Source organism: Streptomyces atratus, assembly GCF_040655115.1.
Classification (GTDB): domain Bacteria; phylum Actinomycetota; class Actinomycetes; order Streptomycetales; family Streptomycetaceae; genus Streptomyces; species Streptomyces atratus_D.
Map to the genome: position 1 here is coordinate 31895 of NZ_JBFAJH010000028.1, position 19215 is coordinate 51109.

The 19215-nt window shown below is 71.1% G+C and carries 13 protein-coding genes and 2 pseudogenes; 8 read left to right on the forward strand and 7 right to left on the reverse strand.

The window, feature by feature from the left end:
* Positions 1 to 4 precede the first annotated feature (4 nt).
* The 4 genes from pcaB to AB0I23_RS25860 form a co-directional block, all read right to left on the reverse strand.
* A complete protein-coding gene (gene pcaB / locus AB0I23_RS25845; protein ID WP_359112646.1) occupies positions 5 to 1456 on the reverse strand; it encodes a 3-carboxy-cis,cis-muconate cycloisomerase in 1452 nt (483 codons plus the stop codon).
* The gene (locus tag AB0I23_RS25850) at positions 1453 to 3453 is read right to left on the reverse strand and encodes an FAD/NAD(P)-binding protein (protein WP_359112648.1); all 2001 of its coding nucleotides are present in this window, start codon (positions 3451 to 3453) and stop codon (positions 1453 to 1455) included. The genes pcaB and AB0I23_RS25850 overlap by 4 nt, the downstream gene beginning before the upstream one ends.
* 164 nt (positions 3454 to 3617) lie before the next feature.
* Positions 3618 to 4754 (reverse strand): DegT/DnrJ/EryC1/StrS family aminotransferase, encoded by a 1137-nt coding sequence (locus AB0I23_RS25855; RefSeq protein ID WP_359112742.1) that lies wholly within the window; start codon positions 4752 to 4754, stop codon positions 3618 to 3620.
* A 22-nt stretch (positions 4755 to 4776) separates the two neighbouring features.
* On the reverse strand, positions 4777 to 5334 hold the full coding sequence (locus tag AB0I23_RS25860; protein WP_359112649.1) for a cupin domain-containing protein: 558 nt from the start codon (positions 5332 to 5334) through the stop codon (positions 4777 to 4779).
* 459 nt (positions 5335 to 5793) lie between these two features.
* Here AB0I23_RS25860 and ispH point away from each other — a divergent pair, with 459 nt between their 5' ends.
* On the forward strand, positions 5794 to 7809 hold the full coding sequence (gene ispH / locus AB0I23_RS25865) for a 4-hydroxy-3-methylbut-2-enyl diphosphate reductase (RefSeq protein WP_359112651.1): 2016 nt from the start codon (positions 5794 to 5796) through the stop codon (positions 7807 to 7809).
* Between the two features lie 239 nt (positions 7810 to 8048).
* On the forward strand, positions 8049 to 9623 hold the full coding sequence (locus AB0I23_RS25870) for a class I adenylate-forming enzyme family protein (protein ID WP_359112653.1): 1575 nt from the start codon (positions 8049 to 8051) through the stop codon (positions 9621 to 9623).
* Positions 9624 to 10106: 483 nt separating this feature from the next.
* Here the strand turns inward: AB0I23_RS25870 and AB0I23_RS25875 are convergent, their stop codons facing one another.
* Entirely contained in the window at positions 10107 to 11210 is a 1104-nt protein-coding gene (locus tag AB0I23_RS25875; RefSeq protein ID WP_359112656.1) for a threonine synthase, read from the reverse strand.
* Positions 11211 to 11442: 232 nt separating this feature from the next.
* Here AB0I23_RS25875 and AB0I23_RS25880 point away from each other — a divergent pair, with 232 nt between their 5' ends.
* Entirely contained in the window at positions 11443 to 13026 is a 1584-nt protein-coding gene (locus AB0I23_RS25880) for a S8 family peptidase (RefSeq protein ID WP_359112658.1), read from the forward strand.
* Positions 13027 to 13135: 109 nt separating this feature from the next.
* Here AB0I23_RS25880 and AB0I23_RS25885 read toward each other — a convergent pair.
* Positions 13136 to 13429 (reverse strand): annotated as a pseudogene (locus AB0I23_RS25885) (glycosyl hydrolase); the annotation flags it as partial.
* Positions 13430 to 13597: 168 nt separating this feature from the next.
* On the opposite strand from AB0I23_RS25885, the gene AB0I23_RS25890 reads away from it, so the two are divergent.
* From AB0I23_RS25890 to AB0I23_RS25910, 5 genes are all read left to right on the forward strand, one after another.
* Positions 13598 to 14350, forward strand: coding sequence for a GntR family transcriptional regulator (locus AB0I23_RS25890; protein WP_359112660.1), 753 nt, complete (start codon positions 13598 to 13600; stop codon positions 14348 to 14350).
* A gap of 384 nt (positions 14351 to 14734) precedes the next feature.
* A complete protein-coding gene (locus tag AB0I23_RS25895; protein ID WP_359112662.1) occupies positions 14735 to 14917 on the forward strand; it encodes an SPOR domain-containing protein in 183 nt (60 codons plus the stop codon).
* Between the two features lie 77 nt (positions 14918 to 14994).
* Positions 14995 to 15480, forward strand: a complete 486-nt coding sequence (locus AB0I23_RS25900) for a (deoxy)nucleoside triphosphate pyrophosphohydrolase (RefSeq protein WP_359112664.1) — start codon at positions 14995 to 14997, stop codon at positions 15478 to 15480.
* A 141-nt stretch (positions 15481 to 15621) separates the two neighbouring features.
* Positions 15622 to 16050 (forward strand): ATP-binding protein, encoded by a 429-nt coding sequence (locus tag AB0I23_RS25905; protein WP_359112666.1) that lies wholly within the window; start codon positions 15622 to 15624, stop codon positions 16048 to 16050.
* 193 nt (positions 16051 to 16243) lie between these two features.
* Entirely contained in the window at positions 16244 to 18802 is a 2559-nt protein-coding gene (locus AB0I23_RS25910) for a SpoIIE family protein phosphatase (RefSeq protein WP_359112744.1), read from the forward strand.
* Positions 18803 to 18847: 45 nt separating this feature from the next.
* On the opposite strand, the pseudogene AB0I23_RS25915 reads toward AB0I23_RS25910, so the two are convergent.
* Positions 18848 to 19159: pseudogene (locus AB0I23_RS25915) on the reverse strand (PspA/IM30 family protein); the annotation flags it as partial.
* Positions 19160 to 19215 lie beyond the last annotated feature (56 nt).

Consider the following 19215-nt stretch of genomic DNA (forward strand, 5'->3'; position numbering starts at 1 on the left):
TACGTCAGGCTTGCCGGTTTCTTGGTGGCGGCTTGCCGTCCAGTTCCCGGTCCACCAGGGCGGCCGCGGCACCGGTGTAGCCCTCGGGATCCAGGAGTTGGGTGATCTGGCCGTCCGTCAGGTGTGCGGTGACCTCGGGCAATGCCCTCAGGACGGCGGCGAGAGGGCTGCCGGTGCGGTCGGCCTCGGCCGAGGCGCGGGTCAGCAGATCCTTCGCGCGGGCGTTGCCGAGCAGCGGCGCCAGGGCGGCCGAGATGCGCTCGGAGACGATCTGACTCCCCGTCATGTGCAGGTTCTCCCGCATGCGCTCAGGCCGTACCACCAGCCCCTCGGCCAGCTCCACGGCGGTGTGTGCGGCGCCTCCGGTCAGCCGCAGGCACTCGCGCAGCAGCTGCCACTCGGCGTGCCACACACCGGCCGACCGCTCGTCCTCGCAGGCCAGGCACTGCGTCACGCCCGCCGCGAGCAGCGGAACCTGCAGCGCCGCGCTGCGCAGCAAGGTGGCCAGCACGGGGTTGCGCTTGTGCGGCATGGCCGAGGAGGCGCCGCGCCCGGGCCCCGCGGGCTCGGCGACCTCGCCGACCTCGGTCCTGGCCAGCGACAGCACATCGACGGCGATCTTGCCCAGGGCTCCGGCGGTGAAGGCCAGCGCGGCGACGAGGTCGGCGGTCGGGGTGCGCAGCGCGTGCCAGGGCAGCGGCGGGCGGGCCAGACCGGTCTCGACGGCGAAGGCGTCCAGCAACCGGTCCGTGTAGTCGTCGTGGTCGTCCGCCGCTTGTCCCGCGGCCGACGCCAGATAACCGGCGAGGGTGCCGGCCGCCCCGCCCAGCGACACCGGCAGTCCGCCGTCGAGCAGGGCGGCCACCCGGTCCCGGGCGTCCAGCAGGAGACGGCGCCAGCCGGCCGCCTTCAGGCCGAAGGTGGTGGGAACGGCGTGCAGGGCGAGGGTGCGCCCGGCCATGGGGGTGTCGCGGTGCCGGGCGGCGAGTACGGCCAGCGCCTCGGCGCCCCGCTCCAGGTCCGCGCGGATCAGGCGCAGCGTCCGGGCGGCGACGAGCATGGCGCCGGTGTCGAAGACGTCCTGGCTGGTGGAGCCGTGGTGGACGAACTCGGCGGCCTCCGGCGACTCGGCGGCGACCGTCCGGGTGAGGGCACGGACCAGCCCCACCACCGGGTTGGCCGTCTCGCGCGCGATCACGGCGAGTTCGCGTACGTCGAGCCGGTCGGCCTGCGCGGCGCGGGTGACGGCGGCCGCCGCCTCGGCGGGCACCGTGCCGATCGCGGCCTGCGCGCGGGCCAGAGCCGCCTCGGCGTCGAGCATGGCCTGCAGCCAGGCCAGGTCGGAGGTGGCCGCCTCGGCGGGCGTTCCGGCGCGGACCGGGGACAGCAGCCCGGAGTCAGGGCCGCACTCGGCTCTCCCGGTCTGCGTGCGGGTCTGTGCGCTGTCGGCTGTCATGCGTTCACCTCGACAAGATCGGTGTACGGGTCCGGGGTCGGCGCGGGGGCGTCGGGGCGTGCGGGCGGGGCGAGCACGGCGCGGGCGATGGCGTCCGTGTCGCCGAGGGTCATGGAGTCGACACCGGGGCGGACCCCGGCGGCGGTCACCCAGTGCACCGCCTCGGTGGGCACACCGTGGGCGAACCGGCGGGGGTGGGTGTGCCCCGCCGCGTCGATGAGCCGGTAGGGGCGTTCGGTGACGGCCAGGCCCCGGGTCTCGTACTCGGTGCCGCAGGAGCCCTCGATGCGGTGGCAGGAGGCTTGCCCGGTCTCCAGCAGGTTCCGCAGCAGCGGGTCCGCGGTGCGCGGCAGGTCCGGCTCCGGCAGCCGGGCCTCGACAAGAGCCGTCGCCCGCACCTCCGGCCCCGGCACGGCGCCGGAGACGACGGTGAACGCCGCCCGGCCCGCGCCGCCGTGCTCCTCGGGGGACGGGGCGGACACCCGCACCTCGGGGCCGATGACGTCCACCACCCCGGCCTCGATCAGCGCGATCAGCTGCTCGACGCGGGCGGCGGGCGGCCCGATGGACAGGAACGCGTTCAGCGGGGTGTACCAGCCCTGGAGGTCGTCCCGGTAGGAGCCGCCCTCCAGCCTGCCGTGGTCGACCGCCGCGCGGATCTCGTTGCGCAGGTCGCGCAGGACGTCCAGGGCGGCCTTGAGCGGGCCGCGGACGTTGCCCGCCCTGGCCTCGCGCACGTCCTCGGCCAGGTGGCCGAGCAGCCAGGCCCGGTAGCCGGCCCGGTCGCGCAGGTCCCGGCCGAGATGGGGCCGGGCCAGGCGCTCCCAGTCCCAGCGTTCCCGCGGAGCGATCCGGGCGGCCTCCAGCAGGCGGGTCTCGGCCGCGTGGTCCGGCGCGGCCAGGTAGTCCCGTACGAAGGGCTCGCGTTCGCGCTCTCGGCCGCGCGAGGACAGCAGCGTGCCGTAGTAGACGCTCTCCACCTCCTTGGCGATCAGCGGCCACAGGTCTGTGAGGAAGTGCAGGCGCTCGCCGTCCTCGGCGCGCCGGTGCAGCCGGGCGACGGCCCCGAGGGTGAGCAGCCGGGGCTCATGGCGGCCGTAGGGGCCCTTCTGGTTCTCGCCGCGCGCGTGGTACGGCACGCCTCGCCGGGAGCCGGCGACGATGTCCGGTTCCTGGCCCGAGGGGCGGTACCGCAACCTGCTGCCGTCCCGTTCGTCCCGTATGAAGACGCCGCCGCGCCCCTCGGTCAGCAGAGCGAGCACGTCGAAGAAGTTCAGCCCCAGGCCGCGGACGAACACCGTCTCGCCGGGTGCGATCGCCGACAGGTCCATGTCCGCGGGGTTCGCGGGGGCGATGTAGGTCAGCCCGTGGACGGCGGCGGCCTTCGCCAGGGCATGCTCCGCGGGTGTGGGGGCGGCCGGGACGTGCCCCTGGCTGAGGACCACGGCGTCCAGGCCGGCGAGCCGGGTGCCGTCCGCCAGCAGCAGGGACTGCGGACCGCCCGGCCGGGCCTCGTCGGACAGCGCCACCGCCCGGGTGCGGTGCTCGACGACGGTGACGTGCTGTGGCGCCGAGGCCTTGACGGTGTGGAAGGCGTCGCCCAGGTACGCGCCGTAGAAGGCGCGGGTGGGGTAGTCGTCCGGGCCCAGGCGCCGCGCCTCGGCCAGCGTCCCGGGCGAGAACCGGGCGCGCGCCTCGGGGGTGTCGGACCGCCGGGCGAGGTCCGCGGCCCACTCGTACAGGCCGGGGCCCTCCGCCACCGGGCCGTCCATCGTCACGGTGCGGTCGGTGAACACGGTGACCTGCGAGGCGACGGTGTTCATCAGCAGCCGGCGCGACTGCCCGGTGCGCCACACCTTCCCCGGGCCCGGCGCGTACGGATCCACGACGTGCACGGTCACCGCCCGGTGCGAGGGGGATGTGCGCTCGTTGGCGCACAGCCGCTCCAGGACCGACAGACCGCGCGGCCCCGCCCCGACAAGACAGACGACAAGCACGGACACTCCTCAACTCGGGGTCAGCGGAACAGGGGGGTGTACGCGGCGGTGCGGGTGCGGGTGCGGGTGCGGGCGCGGGCGCGGGCGCCGGAGAGCGGGGTGCGGGTCGCGGGGCGCCGCGGGGCAGCCGGGCCGGGCTGCCCCGCGGCGTTCGGCGCCGGGGTTCAGTGCGGGCACGCGTGGTTCTTCAGCTCGGTCCGCAGGACTTCCACGACGCGTTCGACCTGGTCCATGCGGAGTTCGGCGTGCATGGGTATGGCCAGGTTGCGCTGGAAGAGGTCCGCCGAGACCGGGCACTGCTGCGTGGAGCGGTACACCGGCTGGAGGTGGGTGGCCCAGGTGCCGTGCCCGCAGCCGATGCCCTGGGCGCGCAGGGCGGCGGCGAGTCCCGAGCGGTCCACGCGTGGATCGAGGGTCACCATGTAGGACTGCCAGGCGTGGGTGCGGTCCTGCGGCACGTACGGCAGCGTGAGCAGTTCCTCGTCCGCGAGCATCTCCCCGTAGCGCGCCGCGACCGCGCGCCGCCGGTCGAGGAGTTCGTCGACCCGGTCCAGCTGCACCTGCAGGATCGCGGCGGCGATGTCGGAGAGCTTGTAGTTGTAGCCGATGTCGGTGAACGAGGGGATCGGCAGACCGACGACCTGTGCCTGGTCGTAGATGCTGCCGATACCGAAGGACGACCGCAGCCTGGCGTCCGCCCCGATCACGGGGTCGGCGGTGAGCAGGGCCCCGCCCTCGCCGCTGGTGGCCCCCTTGCGTCCGTGGAAGGACAGGCAGGCCACCGGCGCCAGCGCGCCCGCCTCGCGGCCCTGGTACGTCGCGCCGACCGCGCAGGCGGCGTCCTCGACGACGAACAGGCCGTGGCGGTCCGCGATGGCCATCAGCTCGGTGTAGTCGGCGGGCAGGCCGACGGTGTCCACCGCGATCACGCCCACCGTGCGTGGGCCGACCAGGTCTGCCACCGCCTGCGGGTCGACGGTGCCGGTGTCGGCGCGCACGTCCGCGAAGACGGGGGTCGCGCCGACGTAGCGCACCGCGTGGGCCGGGGCGGGGAAGGTGTAGTCGGCGACGATCACCTCGTCGCCGGGTTCGACGCCGAGTGCCAGCATGGCCAGGTGGAGAGCCGCGCCGCAGTTGCTGAGTGAGACCGCGTCACCGACCCCGTAGCGCTTGGCCAGCTTGGCCTCCAGGGACTTCCCCTTGGGGCCCTGGCCGGCCGGCCAGCCCGAGGCGAACACCTCGGCGACGGCCGCGAATTCTCTGTCTCCCAGGCTCGCATGGACGAGCGGAATGGTGTCCAAGGTCATCGGTCGTCACCTGTCCTCACGCCGCGTGGTGCGCGGCCGGAGCGAAGTCGGGCCGGGCGGGGGGATCGAAGCGCAGGGGGGTGATCTGGTTGACGTCGTAGCGCTCGCGCATCCGTTGCACGGCGTCGGAGTCCACCGACCGGCCCGCGGCGAAGATCTCCACAATCTCCTCGAAGTACCGCTCGTGGTCGGGCGAGGGGTAGCTCTGGAAGAGCATGCGCGCCGGCTCGTCGGTGGGGTTCCGGAACGCGTGCGGGCATCCCGGCGGGACGAACATGCAGCTGCCCTCGCCGGCACGGACGGCGCGGTCGCCGCCGGGGGACTCCCAGCCGTGCCAGCTCTCCGCGGTCCGCTCGGCGGGCTCGAAGGCGAGGAGTTCCAATTCCCCTTCCAGTACGTAGAAGAACTCCTGGGAATGGGTGTGGGTGTGCGCCCCGACGTCGAATCCCGGCGGCACGACCACTTCGAACATGGAAAGGGAGGAGCCGTCCGCGGCGGTGACCTTGAAGGTCACGTCCTGTGCCTTCGTGACCAGTTTTCGGCCCTGGCCGGGCGGAACGATGAGACCGCTCATGTGTTTTCGCTTCCTCGGGGGGGCAGTACGGGCGCGGGCAGGCGGGACCGCGCGGCGGAGAATTTTCTTCAGGCGCATGTGTGCCGGGAAAGGCCGGCGCGGAGAGGCACGGAATGCGTCGCGGCGCCTCCTGCCGAGGTCGGCCGCGAGGGAAAGGATGCAATCGGTGACTTGGCCCCGACTGTTGTACGGATTGGTGTCCGCTTGCCGCCAAGCCGGTGCCAATCCGCTCCTCAGTCCCCGGCAAGTGATGCGGTCGATGATGCTCTTCGCGGTTCGGCGAGCACTGCCGAGAAAGCCGCACCCGCAGGGAATTTCGCACCCTGCGGGACGACATCATTCGGGCGTTCGAGCTCTCCGCGCGAATCTCCGGGAAACGGGCGATTTCTCCTCGGCCCCGGCCACCGCGCCCGAAACGCGGACCGTCGAAGTTGTTCCGAGCAATCTGAGGGGGAAACCATGTCGTCCGCCCTGCGCCGAGTCCTGCTCGCCGAGCCCCGCGGCGCCTGTGCCGGTGTGCACCGGGCCATCGAGACAGTGGAACGCGCGCTCGAGGTCCACGGTGCGCCGGTGTACGTACGCAAGCAGATCGTGCACAACGAGCACGTCGTCCGCGAACTGGAGGAGAAGGGCGCCCGGTTCGTCGACTCGGAGGAAGAGGTGCCGGTCGGGGCGGTCTGCATCTTCTCCGCGCACGGGGTGTCCCCGCAGGTGCGCGGCAACGCCCAGCGGCGTGAGCTCAAGGTCATCGACGCGACCTGCCCGCTCGTCGCCAAGGTGCATCAGGAGGCCCGCCGGTTCGCCCGCGACAAGGACACGCTGATCCTCATCGGGCACGCCGACCACGAGGAGATCGAGGGCACCTACGGGGAGGTCCCGGACCGCACGGTCGTCGTGGAGAACGCGGAGGAGGCCAGACGGCTCGACCTCCCGCCGGGCACGTCGGCGGCCTACCTCACCCAGACCACGCTGTCGGTGGACGACACGGCCGAGATCGTGGCTGTCCTCCACGAGCGGTTCCCCGGGCTTACCGGCCCCGGCAGCGCGGACATCTGCTACGCCAGCCAGAACCGGCAGAACGCGGTGAAGGCGATCGCCGGGCGCAGCGACCTCGTGCTCATCGTCGGGTCGGCCAACTCGAGCAACTCGCTGCGGATGGTGGAGGTCGCGCAGGCCACGGGGGCGAAGGCCCGGCTGCTGCCCGGCCCGGACCTGCTGGACCCGACATGGCTGGACGGCGTCGGCACCGTGGGGCTGAGCGCGGGCGCGAGTGTGCCCGAGGCGCTGGTCGAGCAGGTCCTGCAACGGCTCGCGGAGCTCGGGTTCACCGAGGTCGAGACCGAGGTGAGCACCACCGAGGACGTGGTGTTCAAACTGCCGCCGGAGCTGGAGGAGCGGACGCCGCAGGAGGACGTCGGCGGTGGCGCCGACGACGACCACGGCACTGCCGACGAGACCTGCGCCAAGCTGCTGGACCGGGTCGGCACGCGCATCGAGGAGCTGCTGAGCGCCGAGGCGGCGCGCTGGAGCGCCGTGGACGCCCGTGTGGCGGTGCCGGTCGAGGCGATCGCGGAGCTGGTCGCGGCGGGCGGGAAGCGACTGCGCCCCCTCTTCTGCGTCAGCGGCTACCTGGCGGCCGGGGGCGCGGCGGACGACGACACGGTCGTCGACGCGGCGGCGGCGCTGGAGCTGCTGCACGTCTTCGCCCTCATCCACGACGACATCATGGACAACTCGCCCACCCGGCGCGGGGTGCCGACCGTCCACGCCACGTACGCGGGCGTCCACGCCGAGCGCGGCTGGGCCGGGGAGTCCCGCCGGTACGGGGAGGGCATCGCCATCCTGGCCGGAGACCTGGCGCTCAGCTACGCCAACCGGCTCGCGGGCCGCCTGACCGGCCCGGCCTCGGAGGTCTGGAACGAGCTGGTCACCGAGATGATCATCGGCCAGCAGCTGGACATCACCCTCGCCGCGGAGCTGAAGCCGGACCCGGACCTCGCCCGCTGGGTCGCCGTCTGCAAGTCCGGCCGCTACACCATCCACCGGCCCCTCGCCCTCGGCGCGTCCATCGCCGGACGGCCTGAACTCCAGGCGGCCTTCGAGGAGTACGGCGTCGCGGCCGGCGAGGCGTTCCAGCTGCGCGACGACCTCCTCGACGCCTTCGGCGACGCGGAGACGACCGGCAAGCCGACCGGCCTGGACCTCAGCGAGCACAAGATGACCCTGCTGATCGCCCTGGCCGCGGCCAAGGACCCCGCGGTCGCCCGCCTGCTCGAGGACGGCCGCCACACCGACTGGAACCCCGGCGAACTCCGCGACGCACTCCTCGCTTCCGGAGTCCGTGAGGAAGTGGAACAGCGGATCGCCGCCCTCGTCGTCGACGCCCGCGCGGCCCTGGAGGATGCCCTCCTGCCTCCCGGCTGGCGCCGCCGCCTGGAGGAGATGGCCGAACAGGTCGCCTACCGCGACCGCTGAACCGCCCCCGAATCGGGGCGGACATCACCGCGATGTGTCGGCGCCGTTACCGGAAAAGCGATGTCGGCGCATCAGTTCCGGCCGGGTTCCGCCGTGCGTCGCACGGGCCAAGAAGATGCCAATTCGTCGGCCAGTCAGGGCCAAGTCCGGTGCCGGACGCTGTGATCCGCCGGCACCGGAAGACAGGGAACCGCCGTCAATCGGAGAACGGGATCGACGCGGATCCGGATGGAGGTCTCATGGGAAACAACTCGATACACAAGCGCGGGCTCTACCTCGGCGTCGTACCGGAAAGAGCGGCGGCGGTGAACGGCTCCATGCCGCTCACCCTCGATCACGATCTCGACGTCCTGCCGGAGGCCGGGCGGAGCCTGACGGTGACCGAACTCGCCGGCCACACGGCGGACCTCGCGAACCGGATCGCCGCGGCCGGTGTGCGCCCCGGCGAACACGTGGTGATCTACAAGGCGGCGAACTTCGACGTCTGGCTGCTGGCCACGGCGGTGGCGCGGACCGGCGCGGTTCCGGTGATGCTGTCGCACACGCTGGACTTCGAGGCCCTCGCCGCCCTGCTCGAACGGCTCGACCAGCCGCACCTGCTCACCGACGGGCCCAAGCTCGATGCGCTGGCCGCGGCCGACGTGCCGCTGGCGGAGCTCACCCGGGGCGTGATCGGTGTGGGCGACTGCGGACCAGGAGCGGTCTCGCTCGCCGAGCTCGCCGGATCGGCTCCGGTCCGGCCGGTGTTCCAGGGCCTGGACGAGCCGGCCATGATCACGCACACCTCCGGCACCACAGGCCTGCCCAAGCTGGTCGTGCACACGCCGCGGACGATGCGTACCCGGCTCCGCCCGCAGCTGTTCCTGCTGGGGCTGATGCGCAAGCGGGGGGCCGTCGCGATCCACATAGCCTTCGGCCACTCCCGGATGTTCGCGGCGATGGCCCTGTGCCTCGCCAAGGCGATGCCGGTGCTGCTGGTGAACGATGGCGACCCCGACGCCGTCGCCGATTTCTTTGCCGAGCACCGCCCATGGCTCATCGAGGCGCTCCCCAATTCCTTCCTGGCGTGGGAGGACCTGGCCGATGATCCGCGAAAGCCGTTCGCGTCGGTGAAGTACTTCAGCAGCACCTTCGACGCGATCCATCCGAGAACGGTGCGCCGGCTCCTGCATTCCTCCGGGCAGAAGGCGCAGTTCTTCCAGATCTACGGGCAGAGCGAGGTCGGCCCCGCGGTCGGCCGCCCGTACTACCGCAGGTCCGCCCACCGGATGGACGGCCGCTGCGTGGGCTACCCCCTGCCGGGCAGCGCGCGGGTCAGGCTGGTGAGCCAGGACGGCAAGCGGCCCTCGTCGAAGAACCCCGGCTTCATCGACGTCCGCTGGGACGGGATCGCGAAGACTTACCACGGCGAACAGGACCGCTACGACGCCAACGTGCACGACGGATGGTGGCGGACCGGGGACGTCGGCTACCGCACCGCGTTCGGCTGCCTGCACATGCTCGACCGGGAGTTCGACACGATCCCCGGGGTGGGCAGCAACCTCGAGATCGAGGACATCGTGCTGGACAAGCTGGAGGAACTGGCCGAGGTCGTCGTGGTGCCGGGCCCGGACGGCAACGCGATCCCGGTCGTCTGCACCCACCGGGACCAGCCGCTCGACCCGGCCCGCTGGCGCGCGGCCGTCGCCGCGTACCCCCAGCTGGCCGACCCCGTCCAGATCCCGCTGGCCGAACTGCCGCGCACCGCCACGCTGAAGACACGCCGGGTCGAACTGTCCCGCCGCCTGAACGAGATGCTCCAGGAGCAGGTCTGACCCGGACGCGTCCCGGCACCTCCCGGCCACGCGAAGACACCGGTCCGGCGCGGAGCCGGACCGGTGCTCCGACGGACGACGAGTGCGCTGCCGGGGCTTTCGCATGCGTACTCGAAGCGCCCCTGAACAGCAAAAGGCCCCGCCGAAGCCGGGCCGACACCGTGGCCGCCGCCGTGCCCGAGATCACCGTCCCGGTCATCGACACGTTCACCACGCAGGTGCTCGCGTCGCCAAGAAGAACAAGGGCGGGCCGCTCGTCGGCATGCAGACCGGCGTCGCCTGCTTCCCCCTCCTGGTCAGCGAACGTATCGACCCGGCCGCGATGGCCTGGGCGGAGGAGAAGCAGCGCAACAGATTCGCCTGCTTCGCCCGTCCTGTCGCCGTCGACACGGTGCAGGGGTACGTGGCGAATACAGGGGGAAGCCCCCCATCGGGCACGCCTACGCCGGGCTGCGCGAGGCGCTCACTTGGCCCGACCCCTGATCAGGGGGCCAGGCCCGTCTTGAGCCCAGCCCCGCACAGGGGTACGACCACGCTGCGGTCCGTCCAGTCGCCGACCGCCGCCCAGCAGGCGACCCCGGTCGTCTCGACGTAGAAACCGCGGGCCGCCAGGTCCCTTTGCGCGGTACGGATCTGATCTTCCGTCACCGTGAGGAAGGTGCCGCCCGACTCCCGCACCGCCGCCAGGATCTGGCGGGCGCGCGGCGGGCGGGGGATGGCGATGCCCTCGGCGAGCGTGGGGGCGGCGGGGGCGGCCCGGCCGGGAGGGCCGGGGAGGTCGTGCTCGCCCCGGTGGAACGCGGTGGCCAGCGGCGACACGGCCTCGGCCTGTACGGCGATCAGGGCGGGTGGCGCGTCGATCAGACCCTGGGCGAGGAGTTCCGCGGTGGCCAGGGCCGCGCCGAGCAGCAGCGTGCCGTTGCCGACCGGCACGGCGATGGCGTCGGGGAGCCTGCCGCCGAGGTCTTCCCACATCTCGTACACGTACGTCTTCGTGCCGTGCAGGAAGTACGGGTTGAAGACGTGCGAGGCATAGAAGGTGCCGGGGGAGTCGGCGGCGGTCCTGGCGGCCGACGCCGCGGCCTCGCGGTCGCCGGGGACGATTTCCAGGCGGGCGCCGTGGGCCCGGATCTGCTCGGTCTTCTTCGGGGACGTGCCCCCGGGGACGTACACCGTGCAGGGCAGTCCGGCCCGCGCGCAGTACGCGGCGACGGCCGTTCCCGCGTTGCCGCTGCTGTCCGCGACGACGCGACCGGGGGAGAGACGGCGGGCCAGCTCGGCGAGCATCACGGCGCCGCGGTCCTTGAAGGAGAGTGTCGGCATCAGGAAGTCGAGCTTGGCAGAGACCGTGTCGGTGAGCGGTACGAGCGGCGTGCGACCCTCGCCGAGGCTGGTGGTGGGCGAGGAGAGGGGCAGCACCTCTTCGTAACGCCACAGTGAATTGACGCGTCCGGCAAGCGCGTTGACGCAGAGCGGTGTGTCCGGCTCGAAGTCGAGGTCCCAGGGGCCACGGCAGACCGGACAGCACCAGGTCAGAGATGTGGTGTCGGCGCGGGTGCCGTCCTGCGGGCAGAGATATGTGGCCATGCCCGCCAGCATGTCAGCCGTGTGGCGGGTGAATGGCAAAGGTATGGCGCACTGCAAGGCCGTCTTGTGGGATTCCCATGGATCGGTCAATCTTTCGCTGACAGCGGGGAACGGGCAACGTCGAATCTGTCAACCGCATGGTTGTCATGTTCATGTTGTACAGCGTTCGCTTCCGTACCCAAGCGGTTCGCAACGCCACACCAGCGCAAGGCGATTCAGGAGGACCCCTCACATGTCAGTGATGCGTCACACCCCCCACGCGCGTCGAAGAATCGCTGCGGCGAGCGTCATAGCCGGCGCGGCCCTCGTGCTCTCCGCCGCGGCGGTGTTCCCCGCCACCGCGGCCGGGACCGCGGCGGAAGGCCGGATCGAGAACGCGGGCGCGCCGGACGCCATCAGCGGCAGTTACATCGTCACGCTCGACGAGGCGGCGGCCGACGCCGGCTCCGCGCAGGGCAAGGCGCTCGCCAGGGAGTACGGCGCCACGATCAGGAAGACCTACCGCGCCGCCCTCAACGGCTACGCGGTCGAGCTCTCCGAGGCGCAGGCGAAGAAGTTCGCCGCGGACCCGGCCGTCGAGTCCGTCGTGCAGAACCGGACCTTCACGGTCTCCGGCACCCAGCCGTCACCGCCCTCGTGGGGACTGGACCGGATCGACCAGAAGACCCTGCCGCTGAACCGGAGTTACACCTATCCCGACAACGCGGGCGAGGGTGTCACCGCGTACATCATCGACACCGGTGTCCGGATCACCCACAGCGACTTCGGCGGCCGTGCCTCGTACGGCTACGACGCCATCGACAACGACAACACCGCCCAGGACGGCTACGGCCACGGCACGCATGTGGCGGGTACCGTCGCCGGTTCCGCGTACGGCGTCGCCAAGAAGGCGAAGATCGTCGCCGTGCGGGTCCTCGACAACAGCGGCTCCGGCACGACCGCACAGGTCGTCGCGGGCATCGACTGGGTGACGGCGAACGCCGTCAAGCCCGCCGTCGCCAACATGAGCCTGGGCGGTGGGGCGGACTCCGTCCTCGACGCCGCCGTGCGCAACTCCATCGCGTCCGGCATCACCTACGCGGTGGCCGCGGGCAACGAGTCGACCAACGCCTCCACCAAGTCCCCGGCACGCGTCACCGAGGCCATCACCGTCGGTTCCACGACCAGCACCGACGCCCGCTCCAGCTTCTCCAACTACGGCAGCGTGCTGGACATCTTCGCCCCGGGCTCGTCGATCACCTCGTCCTGGAACACCGGCGACAGCGCCACCAACACCATCTCCGGCACGTCGATGGCGACCCCGCACGTCGCCGGCGCCGCGGCCCTCTATCTGGCCGACCACCCGAGCGAGACCCCTGCGCAGGTCTCCGCCGGACTGGTCGCCGCGGCCAGCACCGGAGTGGTGACCAGCCCGGGTACGGGTTCGCCGAACCGGCTGCTGAACGTCGGCAGCGGCACCACGACGCCGCCGGGCCCGAGGTTCGAGAACGCGACGAGCTACACCATCAGCGACAACTCCACGGTCGAGTCGCCGATCACCGTCACCGGTGTCACCGGCAACGCACCTGCGACGCTGAGCGTGCCCGTCGACATCACGCACACCTACATCGGCGACCTGAAGATCGACCTGGTCGCGCCCGACGGGTCGGTCTACAACCTGAAGGCGTACGGAACGGGCGGCAGCGCCGACAACGTGATCACCGCCTACACGGTGAACGCCTCGTCGGAGGTGGCCAACGGGACCTGGAAGCTGCGGGTCAGTGACAATGCCGCGGCCGACACCGGGAAGATCAACTCCTGGGCCCTGCAGTTCTGATCATCACGACGATGCGTCGCTGAACGGACCGAGGGTGTGGGGGCGGCCGCCCCCACACCCTCTCGCCTGCTACCGCCGGCCCAGGCCCTGGTCGACGGCGGGTCGGCTCTCCGTCGTCCGAGATCATCACCTTCAGGCCGGGGTGCTTGGCCGTGAGCTCACGCAGCTGATCGAAGTTGCCCGCGAGAGGCTCGGTGCCGGTGTCCGCGACGCCGTCCACCGGCCCGGCGGCGTCCAGCGGACGGACGTGGTCCGCCCCGGCGTCCGTCTTGACGGGCGCATGTCCGGCCACGCACGTGCCGTCGGCACTCGCGTTGCCGAAGGGGTAGGTGATGTGGGTGAGCTTGGCGGGGGGCCCGCTCGTGTCCAGGTCCTTGACCTGGAGGTCGCGCCCGTGGATGCCCGATAGAAACGGTTGAGGCCGATCGCGGATGATCCGGGGTGATCGCGTCCCGGGTATGTGCAGGACGGCGCCAAATCATCACTTCGGGTGAAACTTTGGCCTGCGCTTGCGGTCCACAACCGACGGTTGCCAGGCTGTTGCAGACTGTCAACCTGTTGGGAGTGCCCTGTGACTTTCGGTGAGCAGCCCGCCTATCTACGCGTTGCGAGCGATCTGAGAGAGAAGATCGCCAATGGCTCGCTGCCGCCGCATACGCGCCTGCCGTCGCAGGCCCGTATCCGCGAGGAGTACGGAGTCTCCGACACGGTCGCGCTGGAGGCGCGCAAGGTGCTGATGGCAGAGGGGCTGGTCGAGGGGCGCTCCGGTTCCGGTACGTATGTGCGCGAGCGCCCGGTCCCGCGTCGCATCGCCCGTTCCGGATACCGTTCGGGCGCCGGTGCCAGCCCGTTCCGCCAGGAGCAGACGGCGGACGGGGTGCGGGGGACGTGGGAGTCCCGCAGCGAGCAGGAAGGGGCGAGTCCGGAGATCGCCGAACGGCTCGGCATCGAGGCGGGCGACCGGGTGATGCGTACGAGATACATCTTCCGGGAAGCGGGGGAACCGATGATGCTCTCCACCTCCTGGGAGCCCCTCGCCGTCACGGGGCGCACGCCGGTGATGCTGCCGGAGGAGGGCCCGTTGGGCGGCTGCGGGGTGGTCGAGCGGATGGCCGCGATCGATGTCGTCGTGGACAACGTGGTCGAACAGGTCGGCGCGCGTCCGGGGCTGGCGGAGGAGCTCCTGACTCTCGGCGGTGTGCCGGGCCATGTGGTGATGGTGATCGGGCGTACATACTACGCATCGGGGCGGGCGGTGGAGACGGCGGATGTGGTGGTGCCTGCGGATCGCTACCGGATCGCCTACCACCTTCCCGTCAGGTGAGCGGCGGTTCGCGCGCTGGTGGGCTTGATCGCGGGCTCGCTGTCGAGCTCTCTCGCTGGACGCGGAGTGCGGGGGCGTCTGCCGCAAGGACCCGGCTGTCGGCCCGGTCGTCATGCCGATGCCGACGCTGCGCACGGCGCCGGAGCGGGCAGAGGTGGCGGAGGCGCAAGCGGCAGATTTGATCCGTGAGGCACCGGGGGCGGGGCGCATCCGAGTGGGTGCGCCCCCTTCGCGTTGGCCGGATTGGTATCTCTTTGTGTAATTACTTATCCGTTGCGTAAAGGTCAGGCGTAGGCTCGGGCATATGCGTACTGCGGTTTCCTGGGGATCCTTCGAGACGTGCACGCTGTACAGGGGAGGGGCTCAATGCTCGGGAGGGACGCGATGAGCGACAGCGGTGCCGTGCTCCCTTGGCTGGTGATACGGCAGGACGACAACGGCAGTCGGTACCGCGTCGGCAGGTATGCCACGCAGGACGAGGCACAGAGGATCGCCGACAAGCTCGACAACCGCGGACACGAGCAGCTCTATTGGGTGGAGCGCATGGGGCAGAGCGCCCGGCCTTGACCCACGGACCGATCGCGGGGGCGGTGCGGGGCGGGGGAGACCTGTGAGGGGCGGAACCGGGGACTACGCTCCGGCCTATGAATGATCGCGTGGTGGTGGCCGGAGCTGTCTATGACCGGGGGCGCCTGCTGGCCGCGCGTCGCAGTGCCCCGCCCGAGTTGGCCGGCCGCTGGGAGCTGCCCGGTGGAAAGCTGGAGCCGGGGGAGAGCGGCGAGCAGGCGCTCGTACGTGAACTCCGCGAGGAACTCGGCGTCGAGACGGAGCCGCTGGAGCGCATTCCCGGCGAGTGGCCGCTCAAGCCCGGATACGTACTCCGGGTGTGGGCCGCGCGTTTGGTGTCCGGTGTGCCCGTTCCACTTCAGGACCACGACGAGCTGCGCTGGCTCGGGCCCGGCGAGGGCGACGAGGTCGACTGGCTGGATCAGGACCGGCCCGCCGTCGCCGAAGCCATGCGCCGCCTCCCGACCGGAACGGCGCCGACGGGAACAGCGCCGACCGGATCCGCGCCGACGGGGACCGGAACAGCGCCGACTCGGAGCCTGCCGGGCGGCGCGCGCCGCTGATCAGGCACGTCCCCTCGGTGCGCACGTCGCCATACACCCGTACGCCCCAGGTGTCGATTCCAGCGATAGTCCGCCTTAAATATCGGGTATGTGCTGATTAGACCCCTTAAACACGACGTTCCTCGTTGCTGGTCTTGGGAAGTGATCGGCGTGATCGATGCCGAAGGCGACTGCGCCGAGTGGACCTTTCCAGCTGTGCCGGGCGCCGTGCGTACTGCTCGGCATGCGGTCCACGAGGCGCTGCGCGGCTGGGGGCTCGACGCGGCCGTCGGTGATGTGACCGTCCTGCTGGTCAGCGAGCTCGTGACCAATTCCTTGCGCTACGCCTCGGGCCCCATCGGTGTACGGCTGGTGCGCCCGCACCTCGACGGCAAAGTTCCGGACGCCCGCCCCGGACTGCTTGTGGAAGTCTCCGATCCGCTTCCGGATCCGCCCACCGAACACCCTGCCGGACCCGACGACGAAGGTGGTCGAGGACTGCAGCTGGTGGCCTGTTCCGCGCGTCGCTGGGGGACCCGGCGCGGAAAGAGTGGCAAGACGGTGTGGTTCGAGCTGGCCCTCCCTGGTTAGGAGTGGGGTGGGACGCACAGCGATCACCAGAGGCCGGGCAGAACCTGGCTGAAAGGGACTGTGGCCGTGCTGTGATCGTGAACGCCGTGTCGGTAAGCGCCGTAGTGCTGAATACTGCGGGCAGGACCGGTCCGGTGTGTGAGCTGGAGGGGACGGTCGCGTGAGCGAAATACCTGGGACAGCGGGCGACGTCGTGTGGCAGAGCAGCCCGCCTGGCTCGATCTATGACTACATCAGGGTCGCCTCCTTCTCGATCGGCTCCGACGGGCTGATCGAGCAGTGGAGCCGCCGGGCCGCCGGTCTCTTCGGCATTGCCGCGCACGAGGCGGTGGGCAGGGACCCGGTCGAGACGTTCATGCCCGCAGAGCTGCGCACCGGCGGCCATCGCCGGGTCGGCGAGATACTCGACGGCAAGGAGTGGACGGGCCTCGTCCCCTTTCGGATGCCGGGCGAGGACGCCGTGCACGGTCTCGCCGAGGTCTATGTGATGCCCAGCGAGACGGAGCGCGGGGAACGGGCCGCCCTCTGTATCGTCGTGGACGTCCGCGCCCTACGGAGTATCGAGACGGACCTTGCGGCATCGCAGGCAATTTTCGGTCAATCTCCCTTCGGTTTCGTGCTGTTCGGCACAGACTTCACGGTCGTGCGCGCCAACCAGCGCTTCGCCACCGTCTTCGGCGGCAAGTCCGACGACCACCGCGGCCGCACGGTCGACGACTACCTCGCCCGCCCCGAGGCCGACCGGCTCACCGCCACGCTCAGGCGTGTTCTGGAGACCGGGGACTCCGTCACCGATCTCCAACTCGTCGGCACCGCGCCCGGCGACGCCGAGCGCCGCCACTGGTCGATGAACCTCTACCGCGTGCACAGCGGAGCAGGCCGCCCCATCGGCATAGCCGGACTGGCCACCGACGTCACCGGCCGTCACATCGCGGCCCGCGAGGCCGCCAGCGCCCGCCGCAACCTGGCCCTGCTCAACGAGGCCGGCGCGCGCATCGGCAACTCCCTCGATCTGGAGACCACCGCCCGCGAACTCCTCGGCGTCGCTGTACCCGGCTTCTGCGACCTGGCCTCGGTCGACCTCTACCAGGGACTGCTCACCGGTGACGAGGCGCCGCCCGGAAGTCTGGGCTCGTTCCACCACGAGTCCGTCGGCGGATCCGCAGAACTGCGCCGTGTCGCCTTCGCCAGCGCCGTGTCGGACGTCCTGCCGACCACCGCCCCGGACGGCGCCGCGTCCGACGGCGCCACCGACCCGCCCGCGCTGGGCGCCGTTCACCGTTACTCCTTCAGCTCCCCCTGTTCCGTAGCCCTGCGGACCGGCCGCGTCGAGGACGTCCCCGGCGACGACCACGGCTTCGTCCAGTCCACCCTTGCCGTTCCGATGGTCGCCCATGACACCGTCGTCGGCCTCGTCCAGTTCTCCCGCACCAAAGGCAGCGAACCCTTCGGCGAACGCGACCGGGCCCTCGCCACCGAACTTGCCGCCCGCGCCGCCGTCTGTATCGACAACGCCCGCCTCTACCGGCGCGAGCACGAGCGGGCACTGATCCTCCAGCGCAGCCTGCTGCCACCGGGCGATCCCGAGGCCGCCGGTCTCGACATCGCCTGCCGTTATCTCCCCGGCAACACCGCGACCGAGGTAGGCGGCGACTGGTTCGACGTGATCGAACTCCCCGGACACCGCACTGCCCTGGTGGTCGGCGATGTCATGGGCCGTGGGTTGCGGGCCGCCGTCGCCATGGGCGAACTACGCACCGCAGTAAGGACTCTGGCTCTCCTCGACCTGGAACCCGCCGAGGTGCTCTCCGCGCTCGACGAGGTCGCCCGCGGACTGGGCACCCCCGGTGCCAGCACCCCCTCCGACGGCCTCGGGGGCGCCCAGTGGCCGTCACGAGCGTCCCACAAGGCCCGGGACGCAGATCTCTCCGAGGTCTACCTGGCGACCTGTGTCTACGCCGTCTATGACCCGGTCACCAGGCGGTGCACTTTCGCCAACGCCGGACACCTCCCCCCTGTTGTGGTCGAACCGGGCGAACCCGCCCTGCTGCTCGACGTCCCGCCCGGGATGCCGCTCGGCGTCGGCGGCGAACCCTTTGAGGAAGTCGAGGTCGAATTGAAGGAGGGCGCCCTCCTCGCCCTCTACACCGATGGTCTCGTCGAGTCCCGCGACCACCCGCTCGACGAAGGACTGCAGGCTCTGCGCGATGCCCTCATCGAAGCCGAGCTCCCGCTCGAGGACGTGTGCGACCACGTACTGACCACCCTCGACACCCGGCACGGCGAGGATGACATCGCCCTGCTGATGGCTCGCATCCAAGGGCTACCGGTCGACGCGGTCGGCGACTGGCGGCTGCCGCGCGAACCCCGCTCCGTCGGCCGCGCCCGCGAACTGGCTTGTGGTCAACTGCTCGCCTGGGAGCTCGACGACCTGGTGGACACCACCGAACTGCTCGTCAGTGAGCTGGTCACCAACGCCCTGCGCTACGGCGAGGGTGAGATCCGGCTCAGGCTGCTGCGCGACCGTACGCTCGTGTGCGAGGTATGGGACGCAGGTCTCGTCCAGCCGCGGCGACGCCGAGCGCGCGACACGGACGAGGGCGGGCGTGGGTTGCAGCTGGTCGGACTGCTGAGTGCGGCCTGGGGTTCGAGGCGGACTCCGCGCGGCAAGACCGTCTGGTTCGAACTGCCGCTGCCCGACGGGGAACCGGCCGTCGAGCGCACGGTCGAGCAGCTGCTGAGCATGTTCTGAGCGCGGGACCGGGACCTGGTGTCAGAGCGGCCGCCGTTCCGGATTGTCGGCCTCTGCCGCAGAGCCCGCCGCCCGCAGCTCGTCGGCCCTGCGACTGGCGGCGAGCGCCTTGTCGCCCCATTCCTTGGCCGCGGCGACCTCCTCGCCGTGGTCCTGCTCCATCAGCCGCAGATTGCCGATGGTCGCCGCCACCGCCTGTTCGGCCTCCGAGACGTTCGCCGTGTAGTCGCGGATCAGTTGGTCCGGCATCTTCTGCGGATCCTCCGCCTGATCCAGCAGCGCGTTGATATTGGCCTTTGCCGGCTGGGTGACACGGCCGAGAATGGTCTGCTTCGCCCTGGCACCTCTCCTTTGTATGGACCATGTGAATCCCTTGTATGGACTGTGTGAATCCCTTGGGCCGTGCGAATCGG

Excerpts from the sequence above, each read along its gene's own strand:
- AB0I23_RS25900 (WP_359112664.1), top strand. The coding sequence starts at position 14,995 with ATGAATGATCGCGTGGTGGTGGCCGGAGCTGTCTATGACCGGGGGCGC.
- ispH (WP_359112651.1), top strand. The coding sequence starts at position 5,794 with ATGTCGTCCGCCCTGCGCCGAGTCCTGCTCGCCGAGCCCCGCGGCGCC.
- AB0I23_RS25860 (WP_359112649.1), bottom strand. The coding sequence starts at position 5,334 with ATGAGCGGTCTCATCGTTCCGCCCGGCCAGGGCCGAAAACTGGTCACG.
- AB0I23_RS25870 (WP_359112653.1), top strand. The coding sequence starts at position 8,049 with ATGGGAAACAACTCGATACACAAGCGCGGGCTCTACCTCGGCGTCGTA.
- AB0I23_RS25875 (WP_359112656.1), bottom strand. The coding sequence starts at position 11,210 with ATGGCCACATATCTCTGCCCGCAGGACGGCACCCGCGCCGACACCACA.
- AB0I23_RS25880 (WP_359112658.1), top strand. The coding sequence starts at position 11,443 with ATGTCAGTGATGCGTCACACCCCCCACGCGCGTCGAAGAATCGCTGCG.
- AB0I23_RS25895 (WP_359112662.1), top strand. The coding sequence starts at position 14,735 with ATGAGCGACAGCGGTGCCGTGCTCCCTTGGCTGGTGATACGGCAGGAC.
- pcaB (WP_359112646.1), bottom strand. The coding sequence starts at position 1,456 with ATGACAGCCGACAGCGCACAGACCCGCACGCAGACCGGGAGAGCCGAG.